23 protein-coding genes and 1 pseudogene are annotated in these 19445 nt (G+C 71.6%); 4 read left to right on the forward strand and 20 right to left on the reverse strand.

All coding sequences use genetic code 11. The features are described from left to right. Positions 1 to 95 precede the first annotated feature (95 nt). Positions 96 to 1217 carry a phosphoserine transaminase gene (gene serC / locus ACYQ0U_RS17485; RefSeq protein ID WP_459975158.1) on the reverse strand — a complete coding sequence of 374 codons (1122 nt, stop codon included), beginning with the start codon at positions 1215 to 1217 and terminating at the stop codon, positions 96 to 98. A gap of 51 nt (positions 1218 to 1268) precedes the next feature. On the opposite strand from serC, the gene ACYQ0U_RS17490 reads away from it, so the two are divergent. The 3 genes and pseudogenes from ACYQ0U_RS17490 to ACYQ0U_RS17500 all read left to right on the forward strand — a co-directional run. Then, positions 1269 to 1634, forward strand: coding sequence for a zinc-ribbon domain-containing protein (locus ACYQ0U_RS17490; RefSeq protein WP_459975159.1), 366 nt, complete (start codon positions 1269 to 1271; stop codon positions 1632 to 1634). Next, the gene (locus tag ACYQ0U_RS17495) at positions 1627 to 2115 is read left to right on the forward strand and encodes a GNAT family N-acetyltransferase (protein WP_459975160.1); all 489 of its coding nucleotides are present in this window, start codon (positions 1627 to 1629) and stop codon (positions 2113 to 2115) included. The genes ACYQ0U_RS17490 and ACYQ0U_RS17495 overlap by 8 nt, the downstream gene beginning before the upstream one ends. Positions 2116 to 2242: 127 nt before the next feature. Further along, positions 2243 to 2659, forward strand: a pseudogene (locus ACYQ0U_RS17500) (VldE C-terminal domain-containing protein); the annotation flags it as partial. 4 nt (positions 2660 to 2663) lie between these two features. Here the strand turns inward: ACYQ0U_RS17500 and ACYQ0U_RS17505 are convergent. Further along, positions 2664 to 3776, reverse strand: coding sequence for a citrate synthase 2 (locus ACYQ0U_RS17505; protein WP_459975162.1), 1113 nt, complete (start codon positions 3774 to 3776; stop codon positions 2664 to 2666). A gap of 24 nt (positions 3777 to 3800) precedes the next feature. Here ACYQ0U_RS17505 and pdxH point away from each other — a divergent pair, with 24 nt between their 5' ends. Further along, a complete protein-coding gene (gene pdxH, locus ACYQ0U_RS17510) occupies positions 3801 to 4430 on the forward strand; it encodes a pyridoxamine 5'-phosphate oxidase (protein WP_459975163.1) in 630 nt (209 codons plus the stop codon). 33 nt (positions 4431 to 4463) lie between these two features. Here pdxH and ACYQ0U_RS17515 read toward each other — a convergent pair whose 3' ends face one another. From ACYQ0U_RS17515 to ACYQ0U_RS17600, 18 genes are all read right to left on the reverse strand, one after another. Beyond that, complete coding sequence (locus ACYQ0U_RS17515; RefSeq protein ID WP_459975164.1) at positions 4464 to 5093, reverse strand: hypothetical protein; 630 nt, start codon at positions 5091 to 5093, stop codon at positions 4464 to 4466. A gap of 161 nt (positions 5094 to 5254) precedes the next feature. Continuing rightward, positions 5255 to 5893, reverse strand: coding sequence for a response regulator (locus ACYQ0U_RS17520; RefSeq protein ID WP_459975165.1), 639 nt, complete (start codon positions 5891 to 5893; stop codon positions 5255 to 5257). Further along, positions 5890 to 7509: a sensor histidine kinase gene (locus ACYQ0U_RS17525; protein WP_459975166.1), complete on the reverse strand. Its 1620-nt coding sequence runs from the start codon at positions 7507 to 7509 to the stop codon at positions 5890 to 5892. Before ACYQ0U_RS17525 ends, ACYQ0U_RS17520 begins: the two co-directional genes overlap by 4 nt. A 487-nt stretch (positions 7510 to 7996) precedes the next feature. Beyond that, positions 7997 to 8239, reverse strand: a complete 243-nt coding sequence (locus ACYQ0U_RS17530) for a hypothetical protein (RefSeq protein ID WP_459975167.1) — start codon at positions 8237 to 8239, stop codon at positions 7997 to 7999. Between the two features lies 1 nt (position 8240). Further along, a complete protein-coding gene (flhA, locus tag ACYQ0U_RS17535; RefSeq protein WP_459975168.1) occupies positions 8241 to 10289 on the reverse strand; it encodes a flagellar biosynthesis protein FlhA in 2049 nt (682 codons plus the stop codon). Between the two features lie 7 nt (positions 10290 to 10296). After that, positions 10297 to 11451: an EscU/YscU/HrcU family type III secretion system export apparatus switch protein gene (locus tag ACYQ0U_RS17540; RefSeq protein ID WP_459975169.1), complete on the reverse strand. Its 1155-nt coding sequence runs from the start codon at positions 11449 to 11451 to the stop codon at positions 10297 to 10299. 7 nt (positions 11452 to 11458) lie between these two features. After that, positions 11459 to 12220: a flagellar biosynthetic protein FliR gene (locus ACYQ0U_RS17545; protein WP_459975170.1), complete on the reverse strand. Its 762-nt coding sequence runs from the start codon at positions 12218 to 12220 to the stop codon at positions 11459 to 11461. Positions 12221 to 12226: 6 nt separating this feature from the next. Next, entirely contained in the window at positions 12227 to 12496 is a 270-nt protein-coding gene (gene fliQ, locus ACYQ0U_RS17550; RefSeq protein WP_459975171.1) for a flagellar biosynthesis protein FliQ, read from the reverse strand. Then, positions 12496 to 13287 carry a flagellar type III secretion system pore protein FliP gene (gene fliP / locus ACYQ0U_RS17555; RefSeq protein ID WP_459975172.1) on the reverse strand — a complete coding sequence of 264 codons (792 nt, stop codon included), beginning with the start codon at positions 13285 to 13287 and terminating at the stop codon, positions 12496 to 12498. Before fliP ends, fliQ begins: the two co-directional genes overlap by 1 nt. Continuing rightward, positions 13284 to 13730 (reverse strand): flagellar biosynthetic protein FliO, encoded by a 447-nt coding sequence (locus ACYQ0U_RS17560; protein WP_459975173.1) that lies wholly within the window; start codon positions 13728 to 13730, stop codon positions 13284 to 13286. Before ACYQ0U_RS17560 ends, fliP begins: the two co-directional genes overlap by 4 nt. Before the next feature lie 2 nt (positions 13731 to 13732). Next, positions 13733 to 14509: a flagellar motor switch protein FliN gene (fliN, locus tag ACYQ0U_RS17565; RefSeq protein ID WP_459975174.1), complete on the reverse strand. Its 777-nt coding sequence runs from the start codon at positions 14507 to 14509 to the stop codon at positions 13733 to 13735. Next, entirely contained in the window at positions 14506 to 15498 is a 993-nt protein-coding gene (locus tag ACYQ0U_RS17570) for a flagellar motor switch protein FliM (protein ID WP_459975175.1), read from the reverse strand. The genes fliN and ACYQ0U_RS17570 overlap by 4 nt, the downstream gene beginning before the upstream one ends. A 5-nt stretch (positions 15499 to 15503) precedes the next feature. Next, positions 15504 to 15941: a flagellar basal body-associated FliL family protein gene (locus ACYQ0U_RS17575; RefSeq protein ID WP_459975176.1), complete on the reverse strand. Its 438-nt coding sequence runs from the start codon at positions 15939 to 15941 to the stop codon at positions 15504 to 15506. Continuing rightward, a complete protein-coding gene (locus tag ACYQ0U_RS17580; RefSeq protein WP_459975177.1) occupies positions 15938 to 16792 on the reverse strand; it encodes an OmpA/MotB family protein in 855 nt (284 codons plus the stop codon). The genes ACYQ0U_RS17575 and ACYQ0U_RS17580 overlap by 4 nt, the downstream gene beginning before the upstream one ends. A 3-nt stretch (positions 16793 to 16795) precedes the next feature. Beyond that, a complete protein-coding gene (locus ACYQ0U_RS17585) occupies positions 16796 to 17560 on the reverse strand; it encodes a flagellar motor protein (RefSeq protein WP_459975178.1) in 765 nt (254 codons plus the stop codon). A gap of 1 nt (position 17561) precedes the next feature. Then, complete coding sequence (locus tag ACYQ0U_RS17590; protein WP_459975179.1) at positions 17562 to 17861, reverse strand: flagellar FlbD family protein; 300 nt, start codon at positions 17859 to 17861, stop codon at positions 17562 to 17564. Positions 17862 to 18064: 203 nt separating this feature from the next. Continuing rightward, positions 18065 to 18946 carry a flagellar hook protein FlgE gene (locus tag ACYQ0U_RS17595; RefSeq protein ID WP_459975180.1) on the reverse strand — a complete coding sequence of 294 codons (882 nt, stop codon included), beginning with the start codon at positions 18944 to 18946 and terminating at the stop codon, positions 18065 to 18067. An 18-nt stretch (positions 18947 to 18964) separates the two neighbouring features. Next, positions 18965 to 19444, reverse strand: a complete 480-nt coding sequence (locus tag ACYQ0U_RS17600; protein ID WP_459975181.1) for a flagellar hook assembly protein FlgD — start codon at positions 19442 to 19444, stop codon at positions 18965 to 18967. Position 19445: the final 1 nt, after the last annotated feature.

Raw genomic sequence — 19445 nt, forward strand, 5'->3', positions numbered from 1 at the left:
TTACACCCTCGATTGGGATGAGCCGGAAATCTGCGAAGCCAGCGGACCGGTGGTCTCGAGACAGGCGCCGGAGCGCCTTCCTCAACCACCGTGAGTCAGAGGCGCTCGACGACCCAGTCGATGCAGGCGGTGAGGGACTCGATGTCGGCAGGGTCGACGGCGGGGTACATCGCGATGCGGAGCTGGTTGCGGCCGAGCTTGCGGTAGGGCTCGGTGTCGACGATCCCGTTGGCGCGCAGCACCGCGGCGATCCGCGCCGCGTCGATGCTGTCCTCGAAGTCGATCGTGCCGATGACGAGGGAGCGGTGGGCCGGGTCGCTGACGTAGGGGAAGGCGTACGGCGACTTCTCGGCCCAGGTGTAGAGGATGTCCGAGGACTCCGTCGTCCGGGCGACCATCCCGGCCAGTCCGCCCGAGGAGTTCATCCAGTCCAGCTGCTCGGCCATCAGGAAGAGCGTGGCGACGGCGGGAGTGTTGTAGGTCTGGTTCTTCAGCGAGTTGTCGATCGCGGTCGGCAGGTCGAAGAACGCCGGGATGTGGCGGTCGGACGCGGCGAGGGAGGCCGCGCGTGACAGCGCGGCGGGGGAGAAGAGCGCGATCCAGAGGCCGCCGTCGGAGGCGAAGCACTTCTGGGGGGCGAAGTAGTACACGTCGGTCTCGGCGACGTCGACGGGGAGACCGCCCGCGCCGGAGGTGGCGTCGATGAGGACGAGCGAGTCGGAGGACGCCCCGGTGGGCCGGACGACCGGTGCCATCACGGCGGTCGAGGTCTCGTTGTGCGCCCACGCGTAGACGTCGACCCCGTCCTCGGCCACGGCGACCGGGGCCGAGCCGGGCTCGGAGGCGATCACCGAGGGCGCGTCGAGCCAGGGGGCGGCGGTCGCGGCGGCGGCGAACTTCGAGGAGAACTCACCGAAGGACAGGTGCTGCGACTTCTGCGAGATCAGGCCGTACGTCGCGACGTCCCAGAACGCCGTCGCGCCACCGTTGCCCAGGACCACCTCGTAGCCGTCGGGCAGCGAGAACAGCGAGGACAGCCCCGACCGGACCCGCCCGACCAGGTCGCGGACCGGCGCCTGGCGGTGGGAGGTGCCCATCAGCGACGTCCCCGTCGCGGCCAGCGCGTCCAGGTGCGAGGTCTGGATCTTCGACGGTCCGGCACCGAACCGGCCGTCGGCAGGCAGAAGGTCGCGGGGGATCTGGAGGGCGTCGCTCACGCTTCCCTATTCTGTCAGCCCACCACGACCACTCTCGGGGGACGACAGATCATGAACAAGGCCACGCCCGTCCAGAAGCTCCTGCTCGCCGTGGGGGTGGTCGTGATGCTCGGCGGCATCGTCTGCCTCGTCATGGGGTTCGCCGACTTCGCTGACTTCACCGAGGACGAGGTCCAGCAGGGCAACGGCTCGCTGGCCCTCTTCGCAGCCGGTGGCTTCGCGATGGTGGTCGGCTTCGGCATCGTCGCCTTCACCCGCGCCGCGATCCTGACTCGGAACGGCGCCTACGCGCGAGTCACGATCGAGCAGGGCACGGCCCCGCAGCAGGCGCCGAGCGGCAGGTCCTGCTCCAGCTGCGGCCGGCCGGTCGCCGCGACCGCGCGGTTCTGCGAGGCGTGCGGGCACGCCGTTGGCTGAGCTCGAGATCCGCCGGGTCGGCTACGGCCACCCGGACGCGGTGCTGATGATCGAGGAGGTCCAGCAGGAGTACGTCGTCCGGTACGGCGGTCGCGACGAGACCCCGCTCGACCCGCTGATGTTCGAGCCGCCCGACGGCAGCTTCTTCGTCGGCTACCGCGACGGCGTACCCGTCGCGAGGGGGGCCTGGCGCCGCTCGCCGGTGGTCGCGCTGGGCAGCGCCCGCACGGCCGAGGTCAAGCGCATGTACGTCGCCCCGCGGGCCCGCGGCGTCGGCCTGGCCCGCCGGATGCTCGCCCACCTCGAGCAGAGCGCGGCCGAGCACGGGGCGGACGTGGTCGTCCTCGAGACCGGCATGCGCCAGCCCGAGGCGATCGCGCTCTACGAGTCCAGCGGCTACACGCCGATCCCCGGGTTCGGGCACTACCGGGACTCGCCGACCTCGCGCTGCTACGCCCGCCGCCTGCCGAGCACGTGGTAGCGCTCGTCGTCGATCCGCCTGCCCCAGTACGCCGGGTCGGGCAGCGGCCGCAGCGTGGCCGTCAGCCCCGCATCCTCGACCAGCTCGACGGTCCGCTCCGCGGTCAGGCCCGCGCCGCCCGGGCACGGTCCAGCTCGCCCGCTGGGTCCTGAAGAAGTACGGCGGTGGCAACGCCGGCATGCGTCGCGACTGCCAGCGCAAGCCCGAGTCGGAGCACGAGTCCGGCCGGGCCTTGGACTGGGGCGTGGACGCCGGCTCGGCGAAGGACCGCGAGCGGGTCAAGGCCTTCAAGCAGCACTTGTTCGCGACCGACCGGCACGGCAACACCGACGCGGTCGCGCGCCGGATGGGCGTGATGTACCTGATCTGGAACGACCGCATGTACGCCGCGTGGAACGAGTTCCGGCCCGAGCCCTACCTCTCCTCGTCCTGCCACTCGCGCAAGAAGTGCTCGCGCACGCTGCGCCACCGCGACCACGTGCACGTGTCGCTGAGCAAGGCCGGCGCGCGGGCGGCGACGAGCTGGTTCACCCGGCGGAGCTGACCGCTCAGCGGGCCCACGAGGCCTGCCAGCCGTCCACCTTCGAGGCGGGCCGCGCGGACGGGCCGGTGTAGATCGCGGAGGGCCGGATCAGGCGGCCGGTGCGCTTCTGCTCCAGGATGTGCGCCGACCAGCCGCCGGTGCGGGCGCAGGTGAACATCGAGGTGAACATGTTCGCGGGCACCTCGGCGAAGTCGAGCACGATCGCGGCCCAGAACTCCACGTTGGTCTCCAGCACCCGGTCGGGGCGGCGCTCGCGGAGCTCGGCCAGCGCGGCCTGCTCGAGCGCCTCGGCCACCTCGTAGCGCGGGGCGTCCAGCTCGCGGGCCGTACGCCGCAGCACCCGGGCGCGGGGGTCCTCGGCCCGGTAGACCCGGTGCCCGAAGCCCATCAGCCGCTCCCCGTTGTCGAGCAGCTCCTTGACGTACGACGCGGCGTCGCCGTCCCGGCGCTCGACCTCCTCGATCATGCCGAGCACCCGCGACGGCGCGCCCCCGTGCAGGGGACCGCTCATCGAGCCGATCGCCCCGGAGAACGCCGCCGCGACGTCCGCGCCGGTCGAGGTGATCACCCGAGCGGTGAAGGTCGAGGCGTTCATGCCGTGCTCGGCCGCGGACGACCAGTAGGCGTCGATCGCGTGGGCGTGCTTGGGATCGGCCTCGCCCTTCCAGCGGATCAGGAACTTCTCCGCGAGCGTCCGACCCTCGTCCACGACCTTCTGCGGGACGACGGCCTCGTGCAGGCCACGCGCCGACTGTGCGGCGTACGAGAGGACCATGACGGCGAGCCGCCCGATGTCCTCACGCGCCTGCTCGTCGCTGATGTCGTAGGTCTGCCCGAACCCGAATGCCGGCGCGAGCATCGCCACCGCCGCCTGGACGTCCACGCGGACGTCGCCGGTGTGGACCGGCAGGTTGTAGGGCTCGGCGGGCGCGAGGCCGGGGGTGTAGGACCCGTCGATCAGCAGTCCCCACACGTTCTCGAACGGAACCCGCCCGACGATCTCCTCGATGTCCACGCCGCGGTAGCGCAGCGCGGATCCTTCCTTGTCGGGCTCGGCGATCTCGGTGGCGAAGGCGACGACGCCCTCCAGCCCGTGCTGCACGTCAACGTCGGTCACGTTCCGGAGTCTAGGGTTCGCTGCATGGACCTGGCAGACCTCCGGGCGGAGTACGGCCGGGCCGGGCTGGACGAGGACGACCTCGCGCCCGACCCGATCGAGATGTTCAAGCGGTGGATGCGCGACGCCCAGGACGCCGGCCTGCACGAGCCGAACGCGATGGTGGTCGCCACGGTCGGCGCCGAGGGCGCGCCGTCCTCGCGGATGGTGCTGCTCAAGGGGCTGGGCGATGCCGGCTTCGTGTTCTTCACCAACACCGGGTCTCGCAAGGGCACCGAGCTGGCCGGCAACCCGCGCTGCGCGCTGCTGTTCCCCTGGCACCCGCTCGAGCGGCAGGTGCGGGTCGACGGCGTCGCGACCCCGCTCCCTCTGCCCGACGTCGAGGCGTACTTCGCGACCCGGCCACGCGGCTCGAAGCTCGGCGCCTGGGCGTCTCCCCAGTCCCGCGTGACCACCCGCGAGGAGCTGGCCGGCGCCTTCGAGGCCGCCGAGGCGCGCTTCCCCGACGAGGTGCCGGTCCCCGAGGGGTGGGGCGGGTACGTCGTACGGCCGAACGCCGTGGAGTTCTGGCAGGGCCGGCCGGGGCGGATGCACGACCGCCTCGTCTACCGGCGCACGGCGGACGGGTGGGAGACCGTGCGCCTGGCGCCGTGACCGGCCTCGCCTCACGGCGGGCTCTGGCTGGCGTCACGCTGAGGCGTGCGCGTCGGACGCGATGCGCGTGGGGGATGTCGTGGCGCGCAGGCCGACGGTGGCGCAGCCGAGCAGGACCACGGCAGTGCACAGCACCGGGGACGCGAGAGCCGGGGTCACCGCGACCAGCACGGCGGTGAGTGCGATGGCCGGGAGGAGCAGGCTCAGCACCCGTCCGCCGACGCCGAGGTGGTTGTGGCGGGTCGAGGCGACTCCGAGGACCAGGGCGCTGAGGAAGACGACCAGGAGCGCAAGCAGTGCGACGACTCCGGTCGCCGCGGCCCACGGGCCCTCGGCGTCCACGCCGACCGCCACCTCCACCGGGTGGACGACGATCTGGCCGACGGCGCTGACGGCCAGGCCCGCGATGGCGGCTCTCCGTGCAGCGCGCACCACGGTGCGCGTCCCGGCGAACGCCGCGCTCTCCCGCTGCAGGACGGTGGCACATGCCGCGAGTGTCAGCCCCAGCAGGACGGACATGCCGATACCCGCCGCGGCGCTGCCGCGGGCGTCGTCAGTGATGAGGCTGGCGTGGCCCGTGGCCGCGCGCACGAGGGTGTCGACGGCGATGAGCGCCGCCATGGTGCTCGCGAGTCCGAGGGCGATGACGTGGTGCTTCTTCATGGTCGTGTCTCCTGGCGAGGGTCGAGCGCGGATGGGTGGGCGCTCTCAGCCTCCGCCGGAAGATGACGCGGCGTGATCGGCCGCGAGGCAGCCCTGATGGCCCCAGGAGTTCCATTCGGCATCCTCCTCGAGGAGGACGTCCGGCGGCAGGTGACGTCGGGTCAGTCGGTGAGGCCGGCGCGATGGGCGAGCACGACGGCTTGCACCCGGTCCCGGACCTGGAGCTTGTCGAAGATCCTTCCGACGTGGGTCTTGACCGTGGTCTCCGCCAGGTAGAGACGCTCAGCGATCTCCAGGTTGGAGCAGCCGGTGGCCATCACCCGCAAGACCTCGAGCTCTCGCTCAGTCAGGTCGGTGATACCGGGGACGGTGACGGGCGCCGGCGTCAGGCTGGCCACCAGCCGCTCCATCACGGTCGGCCCGATCGTCGACTGCCCGGCCGCGCAGGCGTGTACGGCGCGGATCAGGCCGGACGGCTCGGTCGTCTTGATGAGGAACCCGGAGGCGCCGGCCCGGAGGGCCCCGAGGACGTACTCGTCGGTGTCGAACATGGTCAGCACGAGGATCCGCGCCGGTGCGGCGGAGGCGACGATGCGGCGAGTCGCGGTGATCCCGTCGCCACCTGGCATCTCGACATCCATGAGGACCACGTCCGGCGCCAGCTCGAGGGTCGCGGCCACGCCGGTGGGCCCGTCGTCGGCCTCGGCGACCACGTCGATCTCGGGATCGCTGTTCAGCACGGTCACCAGCCCTGCCCGCAACAGCCGGTTGTCGTCCACCACGACCACGCGGACCGTCACGTCGCCACGCCTGTTCCGTCCGGCCGGGCCGGATCCGGGGCATGCGGCAGCGCCGCCTCGACTCGGAACCCGCGCGGCCCTGGACCGACCGTCAGCGTTCCGCCGGCGTAGCCCACCCGCTCGCGCAGTCCGACCAGCCCGAAACCGCGGTCCGAGGACGCCGGCCCACCCGGACCGTCGTCACTGACGATGACCAGCGTCGCCCCGGGGTCTTGGCGGACCTCCACGTGTGCTCGTGCGCCGGGGGCGTGGCACAGCACGTTGGTGAGCGACTCCTGCACCAGCCGGTACGCGACTGCGAGGTGTGCTTCCGGGAGCAGGCCCAGCCCGGTCGCCTCCACGGGCGTACCGGCAGCCGCGACCCGCTGGAGCAGTGCCTCGAGGTCGCCGAGAGACCTGACGCAGTGACGGGCATCCGGATCGAGTCGGTCCAGGTCGGCCAGGGTCGCCGCAGCGGTGCTCTTGATCGTGGCCACCGCCTCCAGGGCCCCGGGCCGGTTCGTGGTCCAGGAGACCTCGGCGGCCGCTGCCTGCATCGCGATCAGCCCGACGGCGTGCGACACCACGTCGTGGAGCTCACGTGCGAACGCGGTGCGTTCGGCGTGTACCGCGAGGCCGCTGGCGTGCTCGATGGTCGCCTCGTGCTCGCCGGCATCGTGCGCATGACGGGCCGCGACCTGGCGAGCCAGCCCCGTGGCTCCGGCCACCACCACCAACACGGCGAGGACGGCGCACGTCATCCGGCCGTTGTCCGGATCGGTCAACATCGTCGCGCAGGCAGCCACGCCGACGAGGGTCAAGCCGGCGCCGGCATCCGACCACCCTCGGCCTCGTCGAGCCAGCGTGCCCCAGAGGATCAGCCCGAGAGATCCGAGCAGCCACAGCCCCGGCAACACTCCCTCTCCGAGCACCGCACCCGTCAGGAAGAGCCCCGCAGCCACGAGGCTCGCGCCGGCTGGCGCCGCTCGATGCCAGGAGACCGTGAACGCGGCCGCGGTCGTCAACGCCACGGTCAGCCACCCGCGATCGGAGTACTCGGTGGACCGGGCCACCAGGGACTCGGTCAACGCGACGAGCGCCGCGGCCGTGCCGACCACCAGGTCGGCGAACCGCGGCCTCGCGGGAGGCCCGCTCGCTCGCGGACGTTCCAGGTCGCGAGCGTCCTGGCGGGTCGGTGTCACCAACGGATCGGGGTCACGGAGCAGTCCGAGGTGCCGACGCAGCTCGCTGGACGCCTGCTGGGACCGGGCGTGGATCAGGCGCACCTGCTCGATCTCGGGGCTGACCAGGCAGGTGGACGCCAGTCGATGGACGGTCGACAGGTGTTCGCGCAGGGAGGCGGCGGTGTCCGCTGCCATCCGTGCCCGTTCCCGGCGCACGGCCTCGGCCGCAGCATCCTCCGGGGCAATGGACCGGGCCACCTCGGCCCGGCGCCTCTGCCGACCCTGGGCCTGCCACGCGTCGACGAGCGACCGGATCGCCAACATGAACCCGGTGAGCAGCGCCGCGAAGAAGACCCACTCAGCCGTCCCGGCGCCGAGGCCGACGGCCGCGAGCCCGGCCGCCACCACCGCGCCGGCGACGACCGCGGCGTCAAGCCGGTCGGGGCGCTTCATGTCCTCAGCGTAGAACTCGACGTCCTGGCCGGGATCCTCCTCGAGTACCACCCTGGAACGAGCGCTGGGTGATGCCGAGTTGCCGGACGTAATTGCCTTGAACGCCGTCGGCGCCCGACCTACGGTTACCGCACACGGGAAAGGAGGTGGTCCGAAGAATGAGTTCTTTCAGGACGCGTGAGGTGGCTGCCCGCTAGCAGCCCACCGGCATCGCCCGGGGTGGAGTCACTCCGGGAAGGCTGCTGGTGAATCCCAAGCAGTCACCCGACCCGCAGACGATCCGGTCATCACGTCCACCGGAGCGGGCTCCGTCAGGAGTCCACGTCTGCGGGTCGCTGCATGTGTGGGGGCTGGGTTGCCGCTGCCGATTCATCACGGTAGGCGGGTGAGCCGGCACTCCCCGCGGCGTACCCAGCACGGGGAGTGCGAACTGACCTGCCTACCGTGATGAATCAGCGGCGGGCACGCACCGGACCACGAGCCCCGCTCAGGCCGTCTCGGACCGCGTTGCCTCCCCGGGCAGCTCGGCCACCTCGGCCGTGCTCGTCGCGACCGCCTTCGAGGCGAGTGACGCGACGAGCGAGCAGACCGCCCAGACGCCGATGGCGCAGAGGAGGACGCGCACCAGGGCGACGTCGACGGAGAGGGTGCCGGCGCCCAGCGCGGCGTAGAGGGCGGGGGAGCCGACGACGAACGTGCCGACGACCACGGGCAGGGACAGGGGACTCATCTCACGCTCCTACGGAGGACAGGCGCTGCTCGGTGCCGACCGTGCCCTCGGAGCGGATCTGCTCCGCTCCGACGAGCTCCTGGTAGGACAGCACCGCGAGGCGCGGGACGATCGGGTGGACCAGCCGGTGCACGGCGGCGCGCAGCTGAGGCGCGCACACGAGCACCGGACGCAGGTTGCGGTTCTCGACCTCGGCGGCCAGCTGGGCCAGGTTCGTGAGCAGCGCCTGGCTGGAGTCGGGGTCGAGCGCGATGGAGTGGCCCTGCTCGGAGGGGCGGAGGGACTCCAGGATCCGCTGCTCGAGCTGGGGGTCGAAGGTGAGGACGTGCAGCACCTTGTCGGCGAGGTACGGCGCCGCGATGGCCGGCCCCAGCGCGAGCCGGGCCGACTCGACGAGCGGGTCCAGCTCCTTGGTGCGGGCCGCGCGCAGCGAGAGCGCCTCGAAGATCCGGACCAGGTCGCGGATGGAGACGCCCTCCTCGAGCAGCTCCTGGAGCACGCGCTGCACCTCGCCGAGGCTGAGCGCGGCGGGCGTGAGCTCCTCGATGACCACGGGGTGCGTGCGCTTGACGACGTCGACGAGCATCCGCACGTCCTCGCGGCCCAGCAGCCGGGCGGCGTGCCGGGTGACGACCTCGGCGAGGTGGGTGGTGATGACCGACGCGCGGTCGACGACGGTGGCGCCGGAGAGCTCGGCCTGGCTGCGCAGCTCGGCCGGGATCCACTTCGCCCCGAGCCCGAACACCGGCTCCTGGGTCGGCTCGCCCGGGAGCGACCCGAGGAACTCGCCGATCGCGAGCACCGTGCCCGGGGGTGCCTCGCCGCGGGCGACCTCGATGCCGAACAGCATGATCGCGTAGGTCCGGCTCGGCAGCAGGAGGTTGTCGCGCGTGCGCACCGGCGGTGCGACGATGCCGAGGTCGATGGCGAGCTTGCGGCGCAGCGACTTCACGCGTTCGAGCAGGTCCGCGCCGTTGCTGGCGTCGACCAGGTCGATCAGGTCGGCGGAGAGCTCGAGGCCGAGTGGGTCGACCTGGATCTCAGCGGCGAGCAGCTCCGGCGTCTCGGCCGGGGCGGCGACCGTGGCGCCCACCTGCTCATCGGCGGCCGGGTCCGGTGGCGTCACCCGCGTCGACGCGAGCAGCATCGCACCGCCGGCCAGAATGAACGGGATCTTCGGCATGCCCGGGATCACGCAGAGCGCGAGCGCCGCGAAGCCGGCGACCCGCAGCGGCGTCCGGTAGCCGCTGACTTGCCGCAGGATGTCCGAGCCCATGTCCTCGTTGCCGACGGACCGGGTCACGATCAGGCCGGTCGCGACCGACAGCAGCAGCGCCGGGATCTGGGAGACCAGGCCGTCGCCGACGGACAGGAGGCTGTACGTCGTGATCGCCTCGCCGACCGGCATGCCGTGCTGCGCCACGCCCACGGCGAAGCCGCCGATGAGGTTGACCAGCGTGATGATGACCGCCGCGATCGCGTCGCCCTTCACGAACTTCGAGGCGCCGTCCATCGCGCCGTAGAAGTCCGCCTCCGCGTGCACGTCGGCCCGGCGCTGCCGCGCCTCGTCCTCGGTGATCAGGCCGGAGTTGAGGTCGGCGTCGATCGCCATCTGCTTTCCGGGCATCGCGTCGAGGGTGAACCGCGCCCCGACCTCGGCGACGCGGCCCGCACCGTTGGTGATGACGACGAACTGGATGACGAGCAGGATGGAGAAGACGATCAGGCCGACGATGAGCGACCCGCCGATGACGAAGTGGCCGAACGTGTCGATCACCTTGCCGGCGTACCCGTCGAGCAGGACCAGGCGGGTCGCGCTGACGTTGAGCGCGAGCCGGAAGAGCGTGAGCACCAGGATCACGGCCGGGAACGCCGCGAACTCCAGTGGGCGGTGCACGAACATCGCGACCATCAGCACGAGCAGGGCCGTGGTGATGTTGAGCGCGATGAGCAGGTCGAGCACCACCGCGGGCAGCGGCACCACGAGCATGACGACGATCCCGACGATCCCGACGGGTACGGCGAGCTGCATCAGCCTCTTGAAGGGCACGGTTCTCCTATCGGCCGGCCGCGAGCAGGCCTGAAGCGGGGGCGGCGACACGGCGGCGCCTGCCGGCGGCGGGTACGGCGGGCAGGTCGGCCTCGGTGCGGGGGCTGCGGTGCGCCCCGCCGTGCTGGCCGGCGCTGCGGCGGTTGATCACGAACGCGAGCACCTGGGCGACCGCGGCGAACAGCTCGGCCGGGATCTCCATGCCGACCTCGGTGGAGGTGTAGATCGCGCGTGCCAGCGGGACGTCGCGGACGATCTCGATGCGGTGCTCCTCGGCCCGGGCGCGGATAGCGGCGGCGATCACGCCGGCGCCCCGGGCCACCACGCGGGGAGCGCCGCGCTCGGGCTCGTAGCGCAGCGCGACGGCGACGTGGGTGGGGTTCACGAGCACGACGTCGGCGTCGGCGATGTCGGCCATCATCCGGTTGCGCGCGGCGGCCAGCTGGCGGGAGCGGATCGCGCTCTTCACGAGCGGGTCGCCCTCGGAGTTCTTGTGCTCCTGCTTGACCTCCTCCTTGGTCATCCGCGCCTTCTTGCCGACGCGCAGCCGCTGGACGAGGTAGTCGGCGCCGGCCAGCACGAGGCCGGCGACGGCGACGTTCCGGAGCATCGTGAGCGCCCCGTCGGCGAAGGCGTCGAGGATGATCCCCATCGGCATCAGCCCGCCGATCAGCGGCATCAGGTTCTCGACCGCCAGCCACACCAGCAGCGCGACCACGGCGGAGCGCAGCAGCATCTTCACGCCCTCCCAGAGGGCCTGGACGCCGAAGATCCGCTTGAAGCCGGGGATCGGGTTGAGCTTGGAGAGCTTGGGCTGCACCGACTTGGTGGCGAGGTAGAAGCCGCCCTGGGCGAGCGCGCCGGCGACGCCGACGACCATGATCGCCGCACCCACCACCACGATGGCGACCATCGCGTGCCAGAGCCCCTCGCCGAGCAGCTGGAGCGCCAGGCCGGTGCTCGCGTGCTCGCCGGCCAGGAAGCAGCGTGCCATCACCTCCCGGAGCGCCTCGAGCTCACGGCGGAGCAGCAGCGGGAGGAAGGAGACGAACAGCAGCATCGCCGACCAGGCGCCGATCTCCTGGGTGCGCGGGACCTGTCCCTCCTTGCGGTTCTCCTTCCGCTTCTTCGGGGTGGGCTTCTCGGTGCGCTCCTCGCTCATCGGGGGATCACCCCGCTCCCGAGAGCGTGGCCATCGCCTGCGTCGCGAGGTCGGTGAGCCGCTCGATGGCCTGCGGCAGCACCGGGAAGGACAGCCCGACCAGCAGCAGGGTCAGGCCGATCTTCACCGGGAACATCACGTTGAGCGCGTTGAGCTGCGGCGCGACCTTGGTCATCACCGCGAGGCCGACGTCGGCCAGGAACAGCACCGCGATCATCGGCAGCGCGATCTGCACCGCGGTGACGAAGAACAGGTGGAACGCCCGGGTCATCACCTCGGGCGCGACGGCCCAGTCGGGGGTCGTCCCGAGCGGCAGGAAGTCGAAGGTGCGGAGCAGGCCGCCGATCACCATCAGGTGGCCGCCGCTCACGAAGAGCAGCACCACCGCGAGCATCTGGTGGAACTTGCCGAAGATCGTCGTCTGGGTCATGCCGAGCGGGTCGAAGCCCTGGGCGAGCGAGAAGCCGCCGAAGACGTCGATCAGACTGCCCGCCGCGGAGACCGCGGCGAACAGCAGGTAGGTCACGAAGCCCATCGCGAGCCCGATCAGCGCCTGGCTGCCGACGTTGAGCAGCAGCCCGAGGGTCGACGTGGGGATCGCCTCCGCGCTGGGCGTGACCGCGAAGGCCAGCCCGAGGCTGAGCACGACCTTGGCCATCGTCGGCATCGACCGACCGGCGAACGGCGGTACGACGGCCAGCCAGGCCCCGATCCGGACCGAGGCGAGCAGGTAGGCGACGAGCGGCTCACCGGCGATGGTCAGCGTCATGAGCGGCTACCCCAGCATCGCCGAGAGCGCGTCGAACAGGTCCTCGGTGAAGGAGACCAGGGTGTGCATCATCCAGTTGCCGCAGAGCAGCAGCGCGATCCCGACGCCGACGACCTTCGGCACGAAGGAGAGCGTGAACTCCTGGATCTGGGTGACCGACTGGAACAGCGACACGGCGAACCCGATCACCAGCGAGGTGACCAGGATGGGTGCCGAGAGCTTGAGCGCCACGAGCATGGTCTGCAGCGCGATCTCGATGATGGCGGTGTCGGACATCAGCCGTAGCTCCCGATGAGCGACTCCACGACGAGCGCCCAGCCGTCGACCAGCACGAACAGCAGCAGCTTGAAGGGCAGCGACACCATCACCGGCGGCATCATCATCATGCCCAGTGCCATCAGCGCCCCGCTCACGACGATGTCGATGACGAGGAACGGGATGAAGATGATGAAGCCGATGATGAAGGCCTGCTTGAGCTCGCTCAGCACGAACGCCGGGATGAGCGTCGAGGTCGCCACGTCCTCGCGGTTGGCGGGCATCTCGCGGTCGGCGACGTTGGTGAGCAGCTCGAGCTCGGCGTCGTCGGTGTTGTCGAGCATGAACTCGCGCAGCGGCTCCATGCCCTCGCTCAGCGCGACGGAGGCGGTCTTCTCCCCGTCGAGGTAGGGCTGGAGCGCCACCTCGTTGATCGTCGACAGCACCGGCGCCATCACGAACAGGCTGAGGAAGAGCGCCAGCCCGGCGAGCACCTGGTTCGGCGGGGTCTGCTGCAGTCCGAGCGCGTTGCGGGTGAGCCCGAGCACCACGAAGATCTTCGTGAACGCCGTGCAGCTGAGCAGGATCGCCGGCAGCAGCGAGATCAGCGTGAGCCCGATCAGCACCGTCACCGAGCCGCTCGGGGTGTCGGTGAGGCCGTTCAGGTCGATGGTGACCTGCGAGCCGCCCCGGCCCGGGCCCGCGGGACCCGTCGGGCCGGCCGGGCCGAGCTCGTCGGCGTACGCCGCCGTGGGGAGCGCGACGAGCGTCAGCACCACCCCGAGGCAGACGAGGAGGGTGCGGCGGATCACGACGCCTGCTTCGTGGCCGCCGCGAGGGCCTGCTTCCAGGTCGAGGGAGACAGGATCGAGCCGGACAGCGCGCCACCGTCCTCGGGCAGGGTCGCGACCCGGGCACCGGCCCGGTGGGCGCCGCCGGTCAGCGGCCGCGGGGGAGTGACGGCGAGCGACGCGATCGCGCCCGGCTCCTCGACCTCCTCGACCCCCTCGACCTCGTCGGGGTCGAGCTCGGCGAGCACGCGAACCTGGTGCTCGGTCGTGCCGAGCACCAGGATGCGCGTACCGACGGCCACGACGCACACGGCGTTGTTGCGGCTCAGCGGCTGCCGGTGGATCACCTGCACCAGGGAGTCGTGCTGACCACGGAACCGCCGCGCGCTGATCCGGGCGATCAGCAGCAGCAGGCCGAGGACGACGGCCAGCGAGAACACCAGCCGCACGGTGAGCTCGAGCATCGTCAGCCCGCCGCCGCGTCGACGGCGATCTCGGTGATGCGCAGTCCGAAGTCCTCGTCGATCACCACGACCTCGCCGCGCGCGATCAGCCGGCCGTTGACCAGCAGGTCGGCCGGGCTGCCCGCGGCGCGGTCGAGCTCGAGGACCGCGCCCGGGGCGAGGTCCAGCAGCTCCCGCACGGTCATCCGGGTCCGGCCGATCTCGACCGTGACCTCCATGTCCACGCCGTGCAACAGCTCGATGCCGCGCGGGAGGTCCCCGCCGCGCGAGGGCGCGGCGGCCACGGCGGGGGTCACCTCCGCGACCGGGTGCGGCTGGGATCCCGCGGGGGCGGTGACGGTCGCGGCGACCACGTCGTCCGGGAGCAGCAGGGTCGCGACCGGCGTCCCGCCGACCAGGGGTACGGCGGTGAACGGGCTGCCCAGGTCGCCCAGGACGAGCTCGAGCCCGACCTGCCGGGCGGCGCCCGCGGCGGCGCCGAGCGCGCCGGCGGCGGCGTCGACCGTCGGCTGGAGCGCGGCGGCGAGGTCGAGGCCGCCGAGCGGGCTCGCGGCGAGCGCGCCGACCAGGTCCGGACCGACGAGGACCGCGATGCGGCCCCTGATGGGCGCCTCGAGGTCGGCGACGACCGCGCCGGCGAACCCCTCGAGCACGGCGTCGGTGCCGGACACGGGAGCGCCGGCGTGGAGCGGCTCGCCGGCCGGGAGGACCGACGCCGCGGCGTTCGCGGCGGCCTGCGCCGTCCGCTGCTGCTCGTCGAAGGGAGTGCTGCTGCTCATGCGTTGTTCTCCTTGGGGGTGCCCACGATGAGGGCGGCGAGGCGGGGGCCACGGGTCCCGGCGGTGGCGTGCGCGAACGTGGTGCCGTCCACGACCACCTCGAGTGGCGCGGCCGCGGGGTGGTCGAGGCGGATCACGTCACCGATCTGGAGCCGGGCGAGGTCGTCCGGGCCGAGCGTGGTCGGCCGGATCCGCACGGAGACGGGGACGGGCACGCGCTGGAAGCCGGCGAGCAGCTGCTCGCCGGCCCGGGTCTGCTGGGCCCGCTCGACGTCGGACACCGGCACCGGCTCCGAGGCGCGGACCAGGTGGGGGAGCAGGCCGCCGAACGGCAGGCAGACCGTGATCGGGTAGCTGCGCTCGTTGATGCGCAGCTCCAGGACCGCGACCACCATGACGTCGCCGGCGCTGGCGACCTGGGCGAACTGCGGGCTGTACTCCACCCCGGTGACGGCCGGCTGGAGTGGCAGCACACCGGCCATCGAGTAGCGCATCTCGCCGAGCAGCCGCCCGATCAGGCTGCCCGCGACCGACGACTCGATCTCGCTGAGGGGACGCTCCGGCTGCTGGGTCGGTCCCGAGCCGCCGAGCATGTGGTCCATGGACGTCATCACCGCGGCGAGCGGGATCTCCAGCACGCCGCTGGCGTGGATCGGCTCGGCCGAGAAGATCGTCAGGTACGTCATGGAGTTCAGCGAGTCGACGTACTCGGCGTAGGTGCGCTGCTCGACGGACACCAGGTGGACGGCGCAGACGGTGCGCAGCGCGGAGGTGAAGACCGTGGTCGCCTGACGGGCGAACCCGTCGAAGGCGAGCTGGAGCATCCGCGAGTGCTCCCGGGAGAGCTGGATCGGCCGGCGGAAGTCATAGGGCACCGCCTCGCCGGCGCGCCGAGGTCCCCGACCGTCCAATGACGCGTCGGGGTGCGCAGGGCCCGCCGAGATGAGCACGACGAGCAGATCGGCCTCCCGGCGGCCGACCTGAGGCAATTCCCCTACTGGGTCACGAACTCGGTGAAGTACACCTCCATCACGTCGCCGTGGTACCGGTGCTCGAGCTCGGTGGTGAGCCTCCTCTTGAGCGCCTGGCGGGTCTCGGTCCGGGCCAGCTCGTCGACGTCTCGGCCGCTGAACAGCTCGATCGCGGCGTCGAGGGCCTTGCTGCCGTCGACCTCGTGGGCGCTCTCGGTGAGCTGGAGGGCGAGGCCGATCTTCAGGTAGTGACCGTCCGCCAGGTTGATCTGAGTGGACTCCAGCGCGAGCATCTCGCCCGGCTTCGGCTCCTCGGGGCTGCCGTCGAGCAGGAGGAACCAGGCTGCCGTCGCGACCACGACCCCGGCGGCCAGCAGCGCCAGGGCCTTCGTGCCGCGGCCGGGCCCCCCCTTCCCCCGCGAGGCCGTGGCGTCCTTCGGGATCTCGGTGACGGTGATCATGACTGCGGCTCCTCTCCGGCCCGGGCGAAGTCGTCCAGCAGCGCGCGTGACTCCTCGGCGATCGGGGAGAGCACCACGATGTCGACGCGCTTGTTCACCTGCTGCGAACCGGGCTTGTCGGGGTCGACGAGCGGGCGCTCGTGACCGAAGGCCGCCACCGAGAGCCGGGTCTCGGGCACCCGGCCGACCTCGTCGAGCCGGCGCAGCACGGTGACCGCGCGCGCAGCCGAGAGATCCCAGTCGGTGGCGTAGTACAGGGGGCGGACCTGGACCTGGTTGGTGTGCCCGTCGACCCGGAGGTCGTCCGGGAGCCGCCGGAGCACCGGCGCGAGCGCGTCGACGACCTTCTGGCCGCGCGGGCTCAGGTCCGCGACGTCGTTCTCGAAGACGACGTGCCGCGAGACCAGGCTGATCACCAGCCCACGTTCGTCGATGGACATCTTGACGTCCCGGCTGAGGCCCTGCTCGCGGAGCATCCGCTCGACCTCGGCCTGGATCTTCTGGAGCCGGCTCACCTCGCGGCGCGCGGTCTCGGCGGCACGACCGACCGCGGTGTCGACCGGCTCGGAGTCGAAGACGTCGGCACTGATCACGCCCAGCTTCGGGGCGTCGGGCTGGTCCTCGAGCAGCGAGTCCGAGCCCCGCATGAAGGCGCTGCTGTTGCCGAAGCCGTCGGCGAGACCCGCGCGCAGGGCGTTGAACTTCTGCTCGTCGACCTGGCTCATCGCGAACATCACGATGAACAGCACCATGAGCAGGGTGAGCATGTCGGCGTAGGTCACGAGCCAGCGCTCGCGGTTCTGGTGCTCCTCGTCGTCGTGAAGCTCATGACGGCTCGTGCGTGTGGACATCGGTCAGGCCGCCTCGGTCCGCTGTTCGGCGGGCAGACGGGAGGACAGGCGCTGGGCGACGATGCGCGGGTTGGAGCCGGCCTGGACGGCGACGACGCCCTCGACGATGAGCTCCATCCGGCTGACCTCGAGCTCGCCGAGGCGCTTGAGCCGGGCGGCGACCGGCAGGAAGATCAGGTTCGCGGAGAGCACGCCCCACAGGGTCGCGACGAAGGCGGCGGCGATGAGGTGGCCGAGCTCCTCGGGGTTGGCCAGCGACTCGAGGACGTGCACGAGGCCCATGACCGTGCCGACGATGCCGATCGTGGGCGCGTAGCCGCCGGCGGCGGCCCAGAACTTCGCGGCCTGCTTGTCGTGGTTGGCCTGGGCGTCGATCTCGGCGTCGAGGATCTCGCGGAGCTCCTCGGGGTCGGTGCCGTCGATGGCCAGGGCCAGGGCGCGCGCCAGGAAGGGGTCGTCGACGGACGCGAGCGCGTCCTCGAGCGCGAGCAGGCCGTCGCGGCGTGCCTTCTCGGCGAGCGCGACGATCTCGGGGATGAGGTCGGCCGGCGTGCTGACCGGCGCGGTGAACGCGCGCTTGAGGCCGCGGAAGGCGCCCTTGGTGTCGGCCATCGTGCCGCCGGCCATCGAGATCAGCAGGGTCACGCCGAAGACGAGCAGCATCGGCGGGAGGAGGATCAGGGCCGTGGGGTCGCCGCCCTCCATCATGTTGGCGACGACGACGACGGCCAGCGCCAGGAGGACGCCGATCAGGGTTGCGGGATCCACCTCAGGACTCCGTCCGGGCGACCCGACCTCGGCTCGCCGGGTGCTCGCTGACGGTGCCGAGGCGCGGCGGCGAGCTGGCTGCCGACCCGCCCCAGGCCTCGGACTCCAGGTAGGTGCTCATGGCGAGCACCTCGCCGCGGTGACGGCGGACGGAGTCGACGACGTCGTCGAGGGACTCCGTGACGACGTACTTCTTGCCGTCGACCAGCGTCACCACCGTGTCGGGGGTCGCGTCGACGCGCTCGATCAGGTCGGAGTTCAGGGCGAACACCGATCCCGAGAGTCGCGTGAGTGTGATCATGCGTGCACCGTCCTTGTGCGTTGCGAGCCGCCTTCCATGGCCTCTCGGAGGGATCCATCGGCGCCGACGGGCGTCACCTGAGCACTTGGCGTCAAGTATTCGCTCGCCCGATGCCGGCGGTGGTCCGCGGTCACGCCCCGGCCTGGACGCGCAGGAGCCGCTGTCCTGGACGGACAGCGGCTCCTGCGAGGTCGTGCGGACCGTCAGCGCTTGATGTTGACCAGGTCCTCGAGCACCTGGTCGGAGGTGGTGATCACCCGCGAGCTGGCCTGGAAGCCACGCTGGGCGAGGATCAGGTTGGTGAACTCCGCGGCCAGGTCGACGTTGGACATCTCCACCGTGCCGGACACGAGCTCGCCGCGGCGGCCCTCGCCGGAGACGCCGATCTCCGGAGCGCCGGAGTTGGCCGACTCGCTGAAGGACGTGTTGCCGACCTTGATCAGGCCCATCGGGTTGTTGAAGTCGGCGACGGCGACCCGGAACATCGGGTAGCGCTTACCGTCGGAGAACGTGCCGGTGACGGTGCCGTCGCTGCCGATCTCGTACGTCGTCAGCTCGTTCGGCTGCGCCGGGGTGCCGAACGTGTCGGGGATGTGGGCGATGTCGTCGCGGTTGAGCGTGATGTTGGTCAGGGTGGGTGGCGTCCCCACCGGGGCGCCGGTGGCATCGAGCTCGTAGCCCTGCACCCGAGCGCCGTCGGGGGTGACCAGAACGCCCTGGTTGTCGAACGTGAACGCACCGGCGCGAGTGTAGAGCTGCTGGCCGCCGGACTGGACCACGAAGAAGCCGTCGCCCTGGATCATCAGGTCGGTCATGCGGCCCGTGGTCTGCGCGGAGCCCTGGCCGAAGGTCGTGCCGGTCGCGGCGATCTGCACGCCGAGGCCGACCTGGATCGGGTTGGTGCCGCCGGTGTTGGCGTTGGCTCCGGCGCCCGCCGTGAGCATCTGGCTCAGCGTGTCCTTGAAGACGGTCGTGCTCGCCTTGTAGCCGATGGTGTTGGCGTTGGCGATGTTGTTGCCGGTGACGTCGAGCATCGTCTGGTTCACGCGCAGGCCGCTGATGCCGGCGAAGAGGGAACGGAGCATGGGGGCGCCGCCTTTCGGTCAGGGGGTGGTGGAGTCGGTACCGGCGTCTGAGCCGGCGCCGGGGTCGGCGGGGGTCTGGATCGGGGTGGCGGACACGGTCTGGACCTGGCCGAGCGCGACCTGCTCGCCGCCGACGTCGAGGGTCGGGCCGGCGACGTTGTAGCTCACCGACCCGACCTGGCCGGTGTGGCTGTCGCCGTTCTCGTCCAGGTAGCTCACATAGCGACCGACCAGGCCGGTCGCGCCGAACGACACCTGCGCCGCGAGCAGCGCCGCGGTCCGGTCGGCGACGTCCTGCATCTTCTCCAGGGCGGTGAACTGGGCCGATTGGGCGAGGAACTCGCCGGAGTCGGCCGGCTTCATCGGGTCCTGGTAGCGCAGCTGGGCCACGAGCAGCTCGAGGAACATCTGCTTGTCCTCGCTGGTGCCCGGGGCCTGGGTCGAGGGCTGGTAGAAGCCGGTGCTGCCGGTCACGCTCTCGGTCGCGGGAATCGACACG

Source organism: Nocardioides pyridinolyticus, from assembly GCF_054653575.1.